The 14,994-nt window shown below is 67.4% G+C and carries 12 protein-coding genes, 1 tRNA gene and 1 pseudogene; 3 read left to right on the plus strand and 11 right to left on the minus strand.

All coding sequences use genetic code 11. The features are described 5' to 3' along the window. Positions 1-2: 2 nt before the first annotated feature. Genes GXK59_RS12375 through GXK59_RS12385 form a run of 3 tightly spaced genes read left to right on the plus strand, consistent with a single transcriptional unit; the run spans position 3 to position 2,802 of the window. Positions 3-971 carry a branched-chain amino acid ABC transporter permease gene (locus GXK59_RS12375; RefSeq protein WP_160667158.1) on the plus strand — a complete coding sequence of 323 codons (969 nt, stop codon included), beginning with the start codon at positions 3-5 and terminating at the stop codon, positions 969-971. Then, on the plus strand, positions 968-2,032 hold the full coding sequence (locus GXK59_RS12380; RefSeq protein ID WP_202129122.1) for an ABC transporter ATP-binding protein: 1,065 nt from the start codon (positions 968-970) through the stop codon (positions 2,030-2,032). The genes GXK59_RS12375 and GXK59_RS12380 overlap by 4 nt, the downstream gene beginning before the upstream one ends. Next, positions 2,029-2,802 carry an ABC transporter ATP-binding protein gene (locus GXK59_RS12385; protein ID WP_160667160.1) on the plus strand — a complete coding sequence of 258 codons (774 nt, stop codon included), beginning with the start codon at positions 2,029-2,031 and terminating at the stop codon, positions 2,800-2,802. The genes GXK59_RS12380 and GXK59_RS12385 overlap by 4 nt, the downstream gene beginning before the upstream one ends. A 355-nt stretch (positions 2,803-3,157) precedes the next feature. Here GXK59_RS12385 and GXK59_RS12390 read toward each other — a convergent pair whose 3' ends face one another. From GXK59_RS12390 to GXK59_RS12440, 11 genes and pseudogenes are all read right to left on the minus strand, one after another. After that, positions 3,158-4,507, minus strand: a complete 1,350-nt coding sequence (locus GXK59_RS12390) for an ABC transporter substrate-binding protein (RefSeq protein WP_160667162.1) — start codon at positions 4,505-4,507, stop codon at positions 3,158-3,160. Between the two features lie 177 nt (positions 4,508-4,684). Beyond that, positions 4,685-4,758 (minus strand) — tRNA-Leu (locus GXK59_RS12395). A gap of 222 nt (positions 4,759-4,980) precedes the next feature. Next, a pseudogene (locus GXK59_RS12400) lies at positions 4,981-5,736 on the minus strand (N-acetyltransferase); the annotation flags it as partial. Positions 5,737-5,859: 123 nt separating this feature from the next. After that, positions 5,860-7,329, minus strand: a complete 1,470-nt coding sequence (locus GXK59_RS12405; RefSeq protein ID WP_160667165.1) for an NAD(P)/FAD-dependent oxidoreductase — start codon at positions 7,327-7,329, stop codon at positions 5,860-5,862. Between the two features lie 38 nt (positions 7,330-7,367). Continuing rightward, on the minus strand, positions 7,368-8,756 hold the full coding sequence (locus tag GXK59_RS12410) for a S8 family serine peptidase (protein WP_160667168.1): 1,389 nt from the start codon (positions 8,754-8,756) through the stop codon (positions 7,368-7,370). A 156-nt stretch (positions 8,757-8,912) separates the two neighbouring features. Next, on the minus strand, positions 8,913-9,860 hold the full coding sequence (locus tag GXK59_RS12415) for a Ppx/GppA phosphatase family protein (protein ID WP_160667170.1): 948 nt from the start codon (positions 9,858-9,860) through the stop codon (positions 8,913-8,915). Beyond that, positions 9,857-10,582: a DUF501 domain-containing protein gene (locus tag GXK59_RS12420; RefSeq protein ID WP_160669144.1), complete on the minus strand. Its 726-nt coding sequence runs from the start codon at positions 10,580-10,582 to the stop codon at positions 9,857-9,859. Before GXK59_RS12420 ends, GXK59_RS12415 begins: the two co-directional genes overlap by 4 nt. Positions 10,583-10,692: 110 nt before the next feature. Then, the gene (locus GXK59_RS12425; RefSeq protein ID WP_160667172.1) at positions 10,693-11,451 is read right to left on the minus strand and encodes an FtsB family cell division protein; all 759 of its coding nucleotides are present in this window, start codon (positions 11,449-11,451) and stop codon (positions 10,693-10,695) included. Positions 11,452-11,657: 206 nt separating this feature from the next. Next, positions 11,658-12,938, minus strand: coding sequence for a phosphopyruvate hydratase (gene eno / locus GXK59_RS12430; protein WP_160667174.1), 1,281 nt, complete (start codon positions 12,936-12,938; stop codon positions 11,658-11,660). 158 nt (positions 12,939-13,096) lie between these two features. Then, positions 13,097-13,732 carry a MazG nucleotide pyrophosphohydrolase domain-containing protein gene (locus GXK59_RS12435; protein WP_160669145.1) on the minus strand — a complete coding sequence of 212 codons (636 nt, stop codon included), beginning with the start codon at positions 13,730-13,732 and terminating at the stop codon, positions 13,097-13,099. 79 nt (positions 13,733-13,811) lie between these two features. Then, positions 13,812-14,978 carry an adenosine deaminase gene (locus GXK59_RS12440; RefSeq protein WP_160667176.1) on the minus strand — a complete coding sequence of 389 codons (1,167 nt, stop codon included), beginning with the start codon at positions 14,976-14,978 and terminating at the stop codon, positions 13,812-13,814. Between the last annotated feature and the right edge of the window lie 16 nt (positions 14,979-14,994).

The raw sequence follows: 14,994 nt of genomic DNA on the forward strand, positions 1-14,994 counted from the left end.
CCATGGACTTCGGATTCATATTTTCCAGCGCTGCCGGTGAACTGTTCAGCCCGACGACGGCGGCATACGCCCTCGCCACCCTCGGCCTTGCGGTTCACTTCGGCTACTCCGGCCTGCTCAACTTCGGCCAGGCCGGCTTCATGGCGGTGGGTGCCTATGGCTTCGCCATCTCCACCCTGTCGTTCGGCGTGCCGTTCTTCGTCGGCCTGCTCATCGCCGTGGTCTGCTCGGCCATCTTCGCCTTGCTGCTCGGTATTCCCACCCTCCGGCTGCGGGCCGACTACCTCGCCATCGTTACGATCGCGGCGGCGGAAATCGTGCGCTACATCGTCACGACCAACCAGCTGACCGCCGTCACGGGTTCGGCCAACGGCCTCGCCGCATTCGAGGGAGACTTCTACTCCATGAACCCGTTCCCCCCGGGCTCCTACATGGGGATGAACAACCGGGACTTCTTCATCCGCATAGTCGCCTGGGCAGTCGTGGCCCTGTTCTGCACCCTCGTGTGGCTGCTGATGCGCAGCCCCTGGGGCCGTGTCCTCAAGGGCATCCGCGAGGACGAGAATGCTGTCCGCTCGCTCGGCAAGAACGTGTACGCCTACAAGATGCAGGCCCTGATCATCGGCGGCGTCCTCGGCGCCCTCGCAGGCATGATCTTCACCCTCCCCCGCGGCGCGGTGCAGCCGGCGAACTACGGCACCGAGCTGACGTTCTTCCTCTACACCTGCCTGCTGCTCGGCGGTCTGGGCACGGTGCTGGGGCCGGTCATCGGCGCCATGATCTTCTGGGTCGTGCTGTCCCTCACCCAAGGCATCCTGTACGGCCTCATCGAATCCGGCGCCGTGACCTGGCTGAACACTGTCCAGGCCGGCCAGCTGCGGTACATCCTTGTGGGTGTCGCACTGATGCTGCTGATGATCTTCAGGCCCCAGGGCGTCCTCGGCAATAAGAAGGAGCTGGCGTTCGCATGAGCACGCAGAGCGAAGAAAGTGGCATCGACTACATGACGGATACGCGTCCGATCGCCGCCGGGGAGACTTCCCCCGGCTGCAAGAAGCGCGACCCGATCGTGGTGGCGGAAAACGTCACCCGCAGCTTCGGCGGCATCAACGCCGTCGACGTCGAGTACCTCGAGATCCCGCGGCACAAAATCACGGCACTGATCGGCCCCAACGGCGCCGGCAAGACCACCCTGTTCAACCTGCTCACGGGTTTCGACACACCCAACACGGGCAAGTGGCAATTCGAAGGCAACAGCCTTGCCGGGGTCTCCTCCTACAAGGTGGCCCGCATGGGCATGGTCCGCACCTTCCAGCTGACCAAGGTCATGGGCAAGCTCACGGTGATGGAGAACATGCGTCTCGGCGCCTCGAACCAGTCCGGCGAACGGCTCTCCAAGGCCCTGTTCAAAGGCATCTGGGGCGGCCAGGAAAAGAAGATCACCGCCGACGCCAACGTGCTGCTGGAGAAGTTCAAGCTGGATGCCAAGAAGGACGACTATGCGGCGTCCCTCTCCGGCGGCCAGCGCAAGCTCCTGGAAATGGCCCGCTCGCTTATGGTGCGGCCGAAGCTCGTGATGCTTGACGAGCCGATGGCCGGCGTCAACCCCGCACTGACCCAGTCGCTGCTGGACCACATCAAGAACCTCAAGGCCGAGGGCATGACCGTATTGTTCGTCGAACACGACATGCACATGGTCCGGCACATCGCCGACTGGGTTGTTGTTATGGCCGAGGGCAAGATCGTGGCCGAAGGCCCTCCTGCCGAGGTCATGAAGAACCCGGCCGTGATTGACGCCTACCTGGGCGCCCACCACGACGTGGACCTCGGGGACTCGGAAGGCATCAAGGAACTCGCGGCCGAACTCGTCGCCGACGAGGAGTCGATTGTCGGCACCGAAAATGCCGGCATCATCTCGCTCGACGTCGTCGCTGCGGAAACGGACAAGCCGGCAGGCCCGGACAGCAACGGGCCGGCGCGCGGCAGGCGCAGCGCCGATGAGCCGACCCACACAGAGAAGGACACAGAATGAGCGCCACCAGCGCGGCACCCGCCGCTCAGCCCGTGCACGATGAGGATTCGGTCGTCAAGGTCACCGACCTGGTGGCGGGCTACATTCCCGGCGTCAACATCCTCAACGGCTGCAGCATCGAGGCCCGCAAGGGCGAGCTGATCGGTATCATCGGCCCCAACGGCGCCGGCAAGTCCACGCTGCTGAAGGCGATGTTCGGCCTGGTCAAGGTCCACTCGGGTTCCGTCGTGGTCCGCGGCCAGGACATCACCGGGCTCAAGGCCAACAAGCTGGTCAGCCGGGGCATCGGCTTTGTGCCGCAGAACAACAACGTGTTCGCGGCGCTGACCATCGAAGAGAATCTCCAGATGGGCATGTTCCAGCGCCCCAAGGACTTCGCCGAGCGCTTCGACTTCGTCACGGGCCTGTTCCCGGAACTCGCCAAGCGGCGGGCCCAGCGGGCGGGGTCGCTCTCCGGCGGCGAACGCCAGATGGTTGCGATGGGTCGGGCCCTCATGATGGATCCCGCCGTGCTGCTTCTCGACGAGCCCTCCGCAGGCCTCTCCCCTGTCAAGCAGGACGAGACCTTTCTCCGGGTCCACGAGATCAACCGCGCGGGCGTCTCGGTCATCATGGTCGAGCAGAACGCAAGGCGCTGCCTGCAGATCTGTGACCGCGGTTATGTCCTGGACCAGGGCAAGGACGCGTACACCGGCACCGGCCGGGAGCTCATGAAGGACCCCAAGGTCATCCAGCTCTACCTGGGCACCCTCGCCGACACTGTCGAGTAATTCCCCGCAGCTCCACAGCAGCAGAAGGGCCGTCACCAGCCGGTGGCGGCCCTTCTGCGCGCCCGGGGTGCGCGGTTCCAGGTCCCGGGCCCGTGGAGGCTCCGGGCGCTTCCGCAGCCACGTGCTCCCCCGGCCGAAGGACGGCAGCGTCACGCCTGGCAGGGTTTGAGGCGGGCTGTCCCAGTGTGCCCCCCGAATTTCCGGCGTCTGGCGCTCCTCGGCCCGGCAAGAGTCTGCGGTGCGTGACGCGTAGCCTGGGGCCCTTTGCTGCCGCCCCGCCTGCACCTCGCCCCGCACGCAGGAAACCCCCATCCGGAGCGGACGGGGGTTTCCTGTTGTCAGGGAAGGGGCGAGCTTAGAGCTTGCCGAATTCTTCCTTGACGGCCTTATAGGTGTTGTCATCCTGGAACTCGTAGATCCCGACGTAGGCTTCCGTCGGGTCGCCGGCGTCGGAGAACGTCACGGGGCCGGACTGGCCATCGTAGTCAATGTCCTTGCCACCGCGGAGCAGAGTGACGCAGGACGGGAAGGTGTTGCACTTCTCTCCGACTTCGGAAACTGCCTTGAGCTGGGCGGCAATATCGACACCCTTGGTGCTCTTGGCAGCCTCCGTGGCCAGGGCGATCAGGTTCACGGCATCGTAGGACTCGCCTGCGTAGCTGTAGTCCTTCAGCGCGGGATCGATCGCCAGCAGCTTCTTCTTGAAGTCATCCTTGGCGAACGTGCCCGGGATGGTGCCCTGGGCGCCCTTCAATGTGCCCGGCTGGAAAACCTTGCTGTAGTCGGCCATGTTGCCGTCCACTAGGAACAGCTGGCTGGGCTTGACGCCCTTACCCGTAATCAGCGGAACGATGCTCTTCGCCTCATCGAAGGTAATCAGGGCAATGGCATCCGGCTTGGCTGCCACGACTTTGTCCACCTGGCTGCTGAACTGGGAATCGCCTGTGTTGAAGAGTTCCTCTGCGACAACCTTGCCGCCCGCCGCCTCGAAAGCGGCCCTCACGCTCTTTGCGAGGCCGGTGCCGTAGGCGTCGTTGAGGACCACCAGACCAATGGTCTGGGCCCCACAGGTGGCCATGTAGTTGCCGAGGACCCTGCCCTGGAGAATGTCCGAGGGGGCGGTGCGCCAGTAGAGGCCCTTGTCGTCCCATGCGGACAGTTCTGCGGCGGTGTTGGCCGGGGAGAACTGGACCACACCGGCACCGGTGATCTGGTTGATCACGGTCTTCGTCACGCCGGAGGAGGCAGCACCTATGATGGCGCTGACGCCTGAGCCAAGCAACGCGTTGGTGGACTGGGTGGCGATGTCGGTCTTGGTGTCGCCGGAGTCGCGGTGAATGACCTCCACGGGCTTGCCGAGCACGCCGCCGGCGTCATTGATTTCCTTGATGCCAAGGTTGACACCCGCGATTTCGGGCGGGCCGAGGAAGGCCAGCGACCCGGTGGTCGGCAGGAGCGAGCCGATCTTGAGCGCCGTCGGGGTGGTGGTGGCGGAGGGGGGCACTGCACCGCCGGCACCGGCGGCAGAGGTGGCGCTGCCGGTTGCGCTGGGGGCCGGGCAGGCGATGCCTGCGGCCTTGGCGGTTCCGGATCCGGTCGACGTCGGGGTGGACGAGCCACCACAAGCCGTAGCCAGAAGGGCGACGCCGATGCTAAGCGCTGTCAGCTTAGCGATGCGGGGCGCCACCTGGGGGAGTGAAGTCATTTACAATCTCCTCGATCTAAAGGTGCGAACGGCCTTTGATGCGAAAGATCAGGTGTTCCTGATTTAACTTCAAGCTAGTGCAATTCCGGCCCGATCCAAAGTGACTACGGTCACATCCTTATAACACTCGTTGCATAGAGGAAATCTGGCCGAAGGACCGCCGGGCGCCACGAAGAGTGCCCCAGGTGGGACTCGAACCCACAACACGCGGATTTTAAGTCCGCTGCCTCTGCCAATTGGGCTACTGGGGCCCGGTCCATGATATCCCGCCGGGCGGCGGGCCAGGCGATACCGAACGGCTTGGCGTAGCGGAACGTTCCGCTCACCCCGCCCCGCCAGACGGCCAGCGGAAGCAGCTGGAAGTGGACGCCCCACTCAGGGTCGGGGGCCTCCACCCCGAGCGACGTCGACGGCACGAAGCCGAAACGCGAGTAGTACTCCGGGTCGCCGAGCAGCGCGATGCCGCGCTCCCCCGCGGCGTTGGCCCGGGCAATCGTTTCCGTCATGAGCGCGCTGCCGATGCCGTGGCGCTGCAGGCGCGGCACCACACCGATCGGGCCCAGGCCCAGGAGCTCCAGCTCCCCAACCCAGCCGCGGGTGCTGATCACGTGCCCCACGACTTCGCCGCCGAGCTCCGCGACGATGCTGAACTCCGGCAGGCACTCCTCACAGTCAAAGAGCGCACGCACGAGTTCCACTTCTTCGGGTTCGCCCTCAACGGGCAGCCCGGTGACCGGGGAGACGGCAAAGGCCGCGGCCGTGAGGTCGAGGATGGCGGGCCGGTCCGCGGGCTGTTCGCTGCGCAGCACCAGCTCCGGAGCGGGTTTGGGTTCCCCGCTTGCCGCGACGAGTTCGTGCAGCACCTCAAGCGCCCGGTCAGCGTCAGCGACGGGGACCAGGAGGTGGTCATGGTGGAATCCGGCCAGGACATTGCAGCTGATTTTGGCCTGGGTCAGGGCCGCGCTGACCGCCGCCGTCAGGCCGATGGCTTCGAGCGAGGAGTGGACCTGGAGGGTGATCCAGGCGCCGACGAAGTCGTAGGGCAGCCCGAGGCTGTCGGCGTCGGCGCGCGGCAGCACTACGGTCAGGCCTTCCGCTTCGCGGACGGCGGCCGCGACGGCCCCGGCGAGCGGCCGGCCGTGCGGCCAGAGGACGTAGACGAACTCGCCCTCGCGGACTTCCGGGTGCATCGTGGCCAGCAGGGTGTGGAGGTCCTTTTCAGCTGTCATCCAGCCAGTCTAGGCGCGGCCCCGGCCCGCCCGGGTAAGGCTGGCGGTGACGGCGCACCGGGTTAACGACGACGGCGGCCGCTCCCCCGCAGGGGAACGGCCGCCGTCGGACGCTGATGCGGGCTACTTCGAGTCGGCCGACACAGCTTCCTTGTTTACAGCCTTGCCGGCCTCTGTCGCCGGCTTTTCAGCGGCGGGAGCGGCGGGTGCCGCGGCCGGCTTGGGCGCCGGTGTTGCAGCGGCCACGAACGCGCCGCGCGGGTTGTCAAGGTCCATCAGCTGGGTCGTGTCGCGGCCCATAAAGAAGGCGAGGATCCAGCCGAAGATGACGCGGATCTTGCGTTCCACGGTCGGCATCGCCAGGCCGTGGTAGCCACGGTGCGCCAGCCAGGCCAGCGGGCCCTTGAGCCCGATGCGGCCCAGAAGGTTGATGTTGGCAACACCCTTCCATTCGCCGAAACCGGCGACGGCGCCGAGGTTCTTGTGCTTGTAGTCCTTGAGCTCCTTGTCCCAGCGGGAGGCCCACAGGTTCTTGGCGAGGCGCTTGGCCTGGCGGAGCGCGTGCTGGGCGTTCGGGACACAGGTGCCGTCCGGCAGGCCGTTGCCCGTAAGGTCCGGCACGGCCGCGACGTCGCCGGCGGCCCAGGCGTTCTCGATGATGCCTTCGTCGCCGGCGATGCGCAGGTCCGCGAGGACACGGACGCGGCCGCGGGGCTCAAGCGGGAAGTCGGTGGAACGGACCATCGGGTTGGCCTGCACGCCGGCAGTCCAGACCAAGGTGTCCGCTTGGAACTCCTGGGCGGCGGTCTTGTCCGGGAGGTTGATGAGCTTCAGGCTGCCCTCGGCGCTGTCCAGCGAAGTGTTGAGCAGGACTTCGATGCCGCGGCTGCGCAGGTGCTCGACGACCCACTCGGCCTGGCTAGCGGTGACCTCGGGCATGATGCGTCCCATGGCCTCAACCAGGACGAAGCGGACTTCCTCCTGCTTGACGCGGGGGTTGTTCTTGACTGCGGCCCGGGCGAGGTCTTCCATTTCGGTGATGCACTCGATGCCGGCGAAGCCGCCGCCGACAACCACGAAGGTCAGGGCGCGGGCGCGTTCGGCCGCGTCGGTCATCAGCGAGCCGGCTTCGATCCGGTCGAGGACCTTGTTGCGCAGCGCAACGGCTTCCTCGATGGTCTTGAGGCCGATGCCTTTGTCCGCGAGTCCCTTGATCGGGAAGGTGCGGGTGATCGCGCCGGCGGCGACCACGACGTCGAAGTAGGGAACCTCGAAGTTCTCGCCGCCGTCAGCCGGGGCAACCACGGCGGTGCGGTTTGCGTGGTCGATCGAGGTGACGCGGCCCTGGATGAGCTCGGTCTGCTTGAGGTGCTGGCGGTGCGAGACGACGGCGTGGCGTGCCTCGATGTTGCCGCCGGCAACTTCGGGGAGGAAGGGCTGGTAGGTCATGTAAGGCAGGGGATCAACGACGGTGACGATGCCACCGGCATTCGCGATCTTCTTCTGCAGTTTGAGGGCTACGTACAGGCCGACGTAGCCGCCGCCGACGACGAGTACCCTGGGACGGTCCTGGAGCTGAGGGGAGGATGCCATTCCCCAAGAATACCGTACTTTGTGAAAAACTTCACTAACTACTGTTTCCCGGTGGAATCCACCGAATCGAGCACGCCGGTGTCCGGGTTTTCCGGCCCGTCGGGGCCTGCGTCCGGGGTCGTCCGCGCGGCACGGCGGAGCTGGAAGACGGCGGCCCCCACGATGCACAGGAACAGCCCGCCGAAGCCGAGCACCACCATGGCCGGCACGGCGCTGTCCAGCTCGGATGGGGGCTCCGCGACGGGCACGGTGGCCTCCGGGAGGGTGGGGGCGGCACTGGAGGGGGGCGCCGAGGCGGGCGCGGGCGAGGTGGCCAGGTTGCCCCGCCGGTGGACGCGGATCCAGTCCGAAATGGAGCCCAGTGGATTGATCCGGGTTTCGGGCACGTCGGCCTTAAGGGCCGCCTCGGCGTTGAGGACCCCGAAACCGTACAGGGGGTCCTTCCCCGGCGCGCCGGCGTCCTTCGCGGTGCTGACGATTCGGTTGATGACCTGGCTGGCGGTCATTTCCGGCCATTTGGAGCGGATCAGGGCCGCGACGCCGGCCACGATCGGGGTGGCGCCCGAGGTGCCCGCCCATTCCGCGTAGCCGCCGCCGGGGAGGCCGCCGATCAGATTCTCCGCCGGTGCCGCGACGCCGATGCTGATGCCCTGGGATGAGGAATCGATACTGGCTGCGCCCTTGCGGTCCAGCCCGGCGACGGTCAGGACGCCGGGGATGGTGGCCGGAGCACCGACCTGGACGTTGCCTCCCCCGCGGTTGCCCGCGGCAGCGACGATCACCACGTCCTTCTGCTCAGCGTAAAGGAAGGCTGCGTCCCAGCTTTGCGGCCACTCCGGCGAGGTGCTGCCGAGCGAGATGTTGATGACGCGGGCTCCGTTGTCGACGGCCCAGCGGACGGCCTGCGGGATCTGGTCCTGGTCGGTCTTGCCGCCGGGGTTAACCGATCCGAGCCACGTGGAGACGGACAGCAGCTGCGCCTCGGGGGCCACGCCCACGATTCCGTCCGGGCCGACGGACGGGCCTGCGCCGGGGGTGGGCTTGGCCGTGGAATCGGCGGGCTGGTGGCCGCGGCCTGCCAGCAGGGTGGCGACGAGGGTTCCGTGTTCGGGTTTCGCGCCGATGCTCTTCTGGCCGTCCGGGGCCCCGGCGCCGGAGATGTCGACGCCACCGGCCAGAACGCCGGCGAGGTCGGGGTGTTTGCCGTCCACACCGCTGTCGATCACGGCGACCTTGACGTTGGCGCCCTTGGAGACTTCCCAGGCCTTGGTGATGCCTGATTCGGCGAGCCAGTATTCCTTGTCGCGCCACGCGTCGGCGTGGGCGGCTGGGGCGGCGGTCAGGGCGGCCGCCAAAGTGCTTCCCGCAAGGGCCAAGGCCATCAACGCGGAGGCGGTCCGGCGGCGCCGGGCTGTTGCTCTGGTCATTCGGGTCCGATCGGCGGGGCACCAGGGTGCTGGGGAAACGGGGCGTGCTGCGTTTTGGTGGCGCTGCGGAACGCCGGGAGAGCTCTGGGCGGGGAGCTGGAGGCCGGGTGCCGGCTGGCGGGGCGTCTGGCTGACGCAGTCCAGCCGGGCTACCGCCTAGCTGATACTCAAGGCAATTCCGTCAAGAATATCGTGTTCGCTGGTGACGGCCGTGCCGACCCTGCCGTCCGTCGCCTCGGACAGCCGTTCCATGACGCGCCGCCAGACAAGGGCGCCCGCTCCGATCACGTCCACCCGGCCCGGGTGCATGTAAGGCAGGGCCGCCCGTTCCGCGTGGGACATCTCCAGCAGTTCGGTGCAGGCCCGGCGCACGGCGTCGAGTGGGAGTTCCGTGCCGTGGATCGCCGCGGCGGAGTACTCCGGCAGCGCGAGGGCGTGGGCAGTAATGGTGGTGATGGAACCGGCCACCCCGACGACGGCGGCGGCGCGGTCCAGCGGGACCGTCCGGGCCGCCTCGTCGACGGCCGCGTCGACGTCGGCTTCCGCGGCGGCGATCTGTTCTGCCGTGGGCGGGTCGCTGCGCAGGTGGCGTTCGGTCAGCCGGACACAGCCGATGTCGACGCTCCTGGCGGCGATGACGCCGTCGGCGTTGCCCAGCACGAACTCCGTGCTGCCGCCGCCGAGGTCCACGACAAGGACGGGGTCCTCGCCGCGGGAGGGCAGGACGCTGCTGGCGCCGGCGAAGGACAGGGCGGCCTCGCTGTCCCCGGTGATGACCTCGGGTTCGACGCCGAGGAGCTCGCGGATGCCGTCGACGAAGACCTGCCGGTTGCGGGCGTCGCGGGTGGCGGAGGTCGCGACGAAGCGCACCTTGCTGGCACCGTGGTGGCGGATCTGCCCGGCGTAGTCCGCGGCGGCGGCGAAGGTCCGGTCCAGGGCCTCCTGGGCGAGTTCGCCGGTGGCGTCCACGCCCTGGCCGAGCCGGACGACGCGCATCTCGCGGACGACGTCGTTCAGCCGGGGCGCCGCACCGTCCGTTTCCACGTCGGCGATGAGCAGGCGGATCGAGTTGGTGCCGCAGTCGACGGCGGCGACGCGGGTCACTTGTCCGCTCCGCTGGTGCCGGCGTCTCCGGCGTCGGTGCTGCTGCCGGCGTCCTGGGCGCGTGCCTTGCGGACCGGGGCCGGGCGGCCCACGATCTCCGGGAGCCCCTGCGGGCCGTGCCGGCTGAGGTCCTGCGAGGGGGCCTCGCCGCCGGTGTCCCAGGCGCCGTCGCAATAGCAGCGGTCTTTGGTCCACCATTCGCCGATGGCGGCGACGGCCTCGTCGCCGAGCGGGTTCACGCCCGGTCCGGCAGCGAGTGCATGGCCCACCAGCACGTGCAGGCATTTGACGCGGGTGGGCATGCCGCCGGCGGAGATGCCGTCGATTTCGGGGACGGCGCCGATTCCGGACCGGGCGCCGATCTCTGCCCGGGACGCGAGATAGGCCTCGTGCGCGGCCCGGTAGTCCGCTGCCAGTGCCTCGTTTTCGCCGAGCCTGTCGTTCATCTCGTTCATCAGTCCGGCCGCCTCAAGCCGCGACACAGCGGACGTGATCACCGGGTGGGTGAGGTAGAACGTCGTGGGGAAGGGTGTGCCGTTGCTCAGCCGCGGGGAGGTGGCCGCCACCAGCGGGTTGCCGCAGACGCAGCGGGCCGGGATTTCCACGACATCGCGCACCGGGCGTCCCAGTTGCCGGCTCAGGACATCGAGGTCCCGGGGCGAGGGCCGGCGGGATTCCTCCACGGAACTGGCCGGCTCCGGGGTTCCCGGCGTCACTGCCATCGGGTTCTCTGCCGTGAGGGTCTCGTCCACTCGGTTCTCGTCCACGGGCGCGGCACCTTCCTGCCCTGTCTGGTTTGTCCGGCGGACAATCCTGCGGCGGGCGCCGCTTCTTAGTCTGTTGCCGAACGCCGGATGGAGTCCCAGAGGGAGTCCACCCAGGGCAGATCGGCCGGGTCCTGTTGTGATCCTGCACCGGCCGCGCCACTGGACGTTCCGGCAGGAAGATCACTGCCGAAGACCCAGTAGCCCGTCTCGCCGGGCATAACCATGTTAATGCGGTCGCGGGCCTGTTGCTTCACGTAGTTCGGATCCTGCCACCGGGAGACCTGGCGCCTGAGCTCGTTTTGCTGGGACTGCTTGGCGGAGATATCCGCCTGCAGGGCGGCAATTTCGGCCCTTTTCTCGAAGAAGATCTTGACCGTGGGCGCCAGCATGATGGTGATCGCAATCATGACGACGAACAGTGCCAGCATGCGGCCGGAGAAGGCCTTGGCCGGGACGGGGTCGAGGCTCTCCCCCGCCGGCACTGCGCCGTCCCGGGACTGTTTGGTGCTGGGCTTGACGGTGCCCTGCTTGGCGGTGCCCTGTGTGTTCGTACCTGGTTTCGCAGCGTTCGGCTTTGCAGCGCTCTGCCGCGCAACATTGTGTTGGGCGGCATTGTTCTGGGCCGCATTCTTCTGGGCGGCATTGTGCTGCCCGGCGCCCGACCGGGATCCGCCCGGTGTGGATGCCGGGTTGCCGGCCGTGTGGCCCGGGGCTCCGCGGGAACCGCCGAAATCAGCCTGGATGACGTCGCCGCCGCCGTCGGTGTCCGGAGACTTGGGGGCCGCAGGCGTAGCCCGGGGAACCTTGGGTCGGCGGGTAACCATGTCACTCCTGTAATGCCAGGTTCTCCCCCGGCTGGCTTGCGGCTTGCTGGTTCAGTGCTGTTCAGTGCTGTTCAGTGCTGATCCCCGTGGCCTGGGCCGGGCACCGGCACGGAGCCGACAGCGCGGCGCCACAAGGAAGGTGCCAAAAAAGGACCGGTGGCCATAGTCTTTCAACCATAGCCACCGGTCGGCAGTTCCTGCGGTTACTAGCCCTTGAAACGCGGGAAGGCGCTGCGTCCGGCGTAGCGTGCGGCGTCGTCGAGTTCCTCTTCGATGCGCAGCAGCTGGTTGTACTTGGCAACGCGCTCGGAACGGGCCGGGGCACCGGTCTTGATCTGCCCCGCGTTGGTGGCAACGGCGATGTCGGCGATGGTGGTGTCCTCGGTCTCGCCGGAGCGGTGCGAGGTGATGGTGGTGTAACCGGCGCGCTGGGCGAGGGAGACAGCATCCAGGGTTTCGGTCAGGGAACCGATCTGGTTGACCTTGACCAGGAGCGAGTTCGCGGTCTTCGAATCGATGCCGGTCTGCAGGCGCTCCGGGTTGGTGACGAAGAGGTCGTCACCAACGATCTGGACTTTGTCGCCGATGGCGTCGGTGAGGGTCTTCCAGCCCTCCCAGTCGTTTTCGTCCAGCGGGTCCTCGATGGACACCAGCGGGTAGTCGGCGACGAGTTCGGCGTAGTAGGCGCTCATCTCGGTGGAGCTGAGGGACTTGCCTTCGAACTGGTAGGCGCCGTCCTTGAAGAACTCGGACGAGGCGACGTCCAGGGCGAGGGCGATGTCCTGTCCCGGGGTGTAGCCGGCGTTCCGGATGGCTTCCTGGATGAGGTCCAGGGCGGCGCGGTTGGACGGCAGGTTCGGCGCGAAGCCGCCTTCATCGCCGAGGCCGGTGGACAGGCCCTTGGCCTGCAGGACCGCCTTGAGTGCGTGGTAGACCTCGACGCCCCAGCGCAGGCCCTCGGAGAAGGTCTCGGCACCAAGCGGGACCACCATGAATTCCTGGATGTCGACGTCGGAGTCGGCGTGTGAGCCGCCGTTGAGGATGTTCATCAGCGGTACGGGCAGGACGTGTGCGTTCGGTCCGCCGAGGTACTTGTAGAGCGGCAGGTCGGCGGAGGCGGCAGCCGCGTTGGCGACGGCCAGGGACACGCCCAGGATGGCGTTGGCGCCGAGCTTGCTCTTGTTGGCGGTGCCGTCCAGGTCGATCATCGACTGGTCGATGCTGCGCTGGTCGGTGGCGTCGAAGCCGATCAGGGCCGGGGCGATCTGGTCGATGACCGCGTCAACGGCCTTCTGGACGCCCTTGCCGAGGTACCGGCCCTTGTCGCCGTCGCGGAGTTCAACGGCTTCGTGCTCGCCGGTGGAGGCTCCGGAGGGAACGGCCGCGCGGCCGATCTGGCCGTCCGAGAGCAGGACTTCAACTTCTACGGTGGGGTTGCCACGGGAATCGAGGATCTCGCGGGCGTGGATGGCATCGATAAGCGCCATGGATAGGCTCCTTTGGGTGAAGCGATCTGCTGGGAATCTGATGGGAAATCAAGCTGGGAATCACGCTGAAAAACAGACGTCCTCGTCGCTACCCAGCGTAGTCGAGAGTGGGATGAGTTACAGAAACCTATCCAGCACCCGGACGTCATTTTGGCCGATTATGGGGACGGCGGCGGGGGCGCGCCCTCCTGGAAGCGGCGGTTCGCGCCGCGGAGGGCACGCTCGGCGTCGAGGCCCCGGTCCCGGGCTGCGGCGGCGATGGCGAAGAGAAGGTCCCCGAGGTGCTCTTCCGCGGACGGGACGTCCACCGGCCGGGTGGACGCCGGGAGTCCGGCCCGTTCGGCGCGGTCCTGGAGTTTCTGCGCCCGCGCCAGGGCCGGAAGGGCGGCGGGGACACCCCCGAGCGCCCCCAGCCGGGAAGGATCAGCGCGGGAGGGTTCAGGGCCGGGCTCGGCGGCCCCGGAGTGCAGGACCTGCTCCGAGCGCTTGACCGCGTCCCACGTCTGGACGATTTCCTCCACCGTCGCCGGGAAGGACTCCTGCAGGGTTCCGTCCGGACGGAACACGTGCGGGTTGCGCCGGACCATTTTGGCGGTGAGGCCGCGGGCGACGTCGTCGAGGTCGAAGGCGCCGCGCTCCTGGGCGAGCCGGGCGTGGAGGACCACCTGGAGCAGGACATCTCCAAGTTCGGCCTTCAGCTCGGCGTCGCCGCCGGCCGTCTCGATGGTCTCGGCCACCTCGTAGGCCTCCTCGAGGAGGTACTCCACGAGGGATTCATGGGTGAGGGCACCCATCCAGGGGCAGTGTTCGCGCAGGGCGGCAATCGTTTCGATCAGCTCTGCCAGCTGCCCCCGGACGGGTGGAATGTCCTCTTTAGCCAAGCTCGTCGTAGAACTCGTTGATGTATTCAACGAGGGCTTCCTTCTCTTCGAGCGGCAGGAAAGCAGCTTCGGCCGCGTTGAGCGTCAGCTCCAGCAGGTCATCGAGGTCGTATTCGAAGGTCTCGACCAGCAGTTCGAACTCGTCCGTGAGGGTCACGCCGCTCATGAGCCGGTTGTCCGTGTTGATGGTGACGTTGAAGCCGAGCTGGTAGAGCATGTCCAGCGGGTGGCTTTCGATTCCCTCGCCGAAGCCGGCGATGGCGCCGGTCTGCAGGTTGGAGGACGGGCAGATCTCCAGGGCAATGCCGCGGTCGCGGACCCAGCTGGCGAGATCGCCAAGGGTGACCATGCCGATGTTGTCGTTGGCCTCGTCGCTGCTGCCGTTGAATTCGGCGTCGCCGTCTTCGTCGTCGAATTCGACGGTGATGTCCTCGGCGATCCGGACGCCGTGGCCCAGGCGCAGGGCGCGTCCGTCGACCAGGGCGGACTGGATGCTTTCGAGTCCGGCAGCTTCCCCGGCGTGCACAGTGGCCGGGAAGTTGTGCTGGGCAAGGTAGGTGAAGGCGTCCCTGAACCGGGACGGCAGGAAGCCGTCCTCGGCACCGGCAATGTCGAAGCCGACGGCGCCGTTGTTGCGGTGGCGGACCGCCAGTTCCGCGATTTCCTGGCCGCGGTCGGCATGGCGCATGGCGGTGATGAGCTGGCCGACCTGGATGTCGCGGCCGGTCTCGGCGACGGCGTCGACGCCGGCCTCGAGGCCCGCCTGCACGGCGTCCACGACGTCGTCCAGGCTCAGGCCCTGCTGGAGGTGCTGCTCGGGCGCCCAGCGCACTTCACCGTAGACAACGCCGTCGTCGGCAAGGTCTTCGACGAATTCCTTGGCGACGCGGAAGAGTCCGTCCTTGGTCTGCATCACGGCGATGGTGTGGTCGAAGGTCTCGAGGTAGCGGACCAGCGAGCCGGAGTCGGCGGATTCGCGGAACCACTCCCCCAGGGCGACGGGGTCGGTGGAGGGCAGGGTGTGTCCCACGGCCTCGGCAAGTTCAATGATGGTGGCCGGCCGGAGTCCGCCGTCCAGGTGGTCGTGAAGGGAAACCTTGGGGAGGCCCTTCAGGTCGAAGTCGAGGTCAGGGGCAGCGTCAAGAATTATCTCAGTCACGTTCCAACCTTAGGGT

Source organism: Pseudarthrobacter sp. ATCC 49987 (assembly GCF_009928425.1).
Classification (GTDB): Bacteria; Actinomycetota; Actinomycetes; order Actinomycetales; family Micrococcaceae; genus Arthrobacter.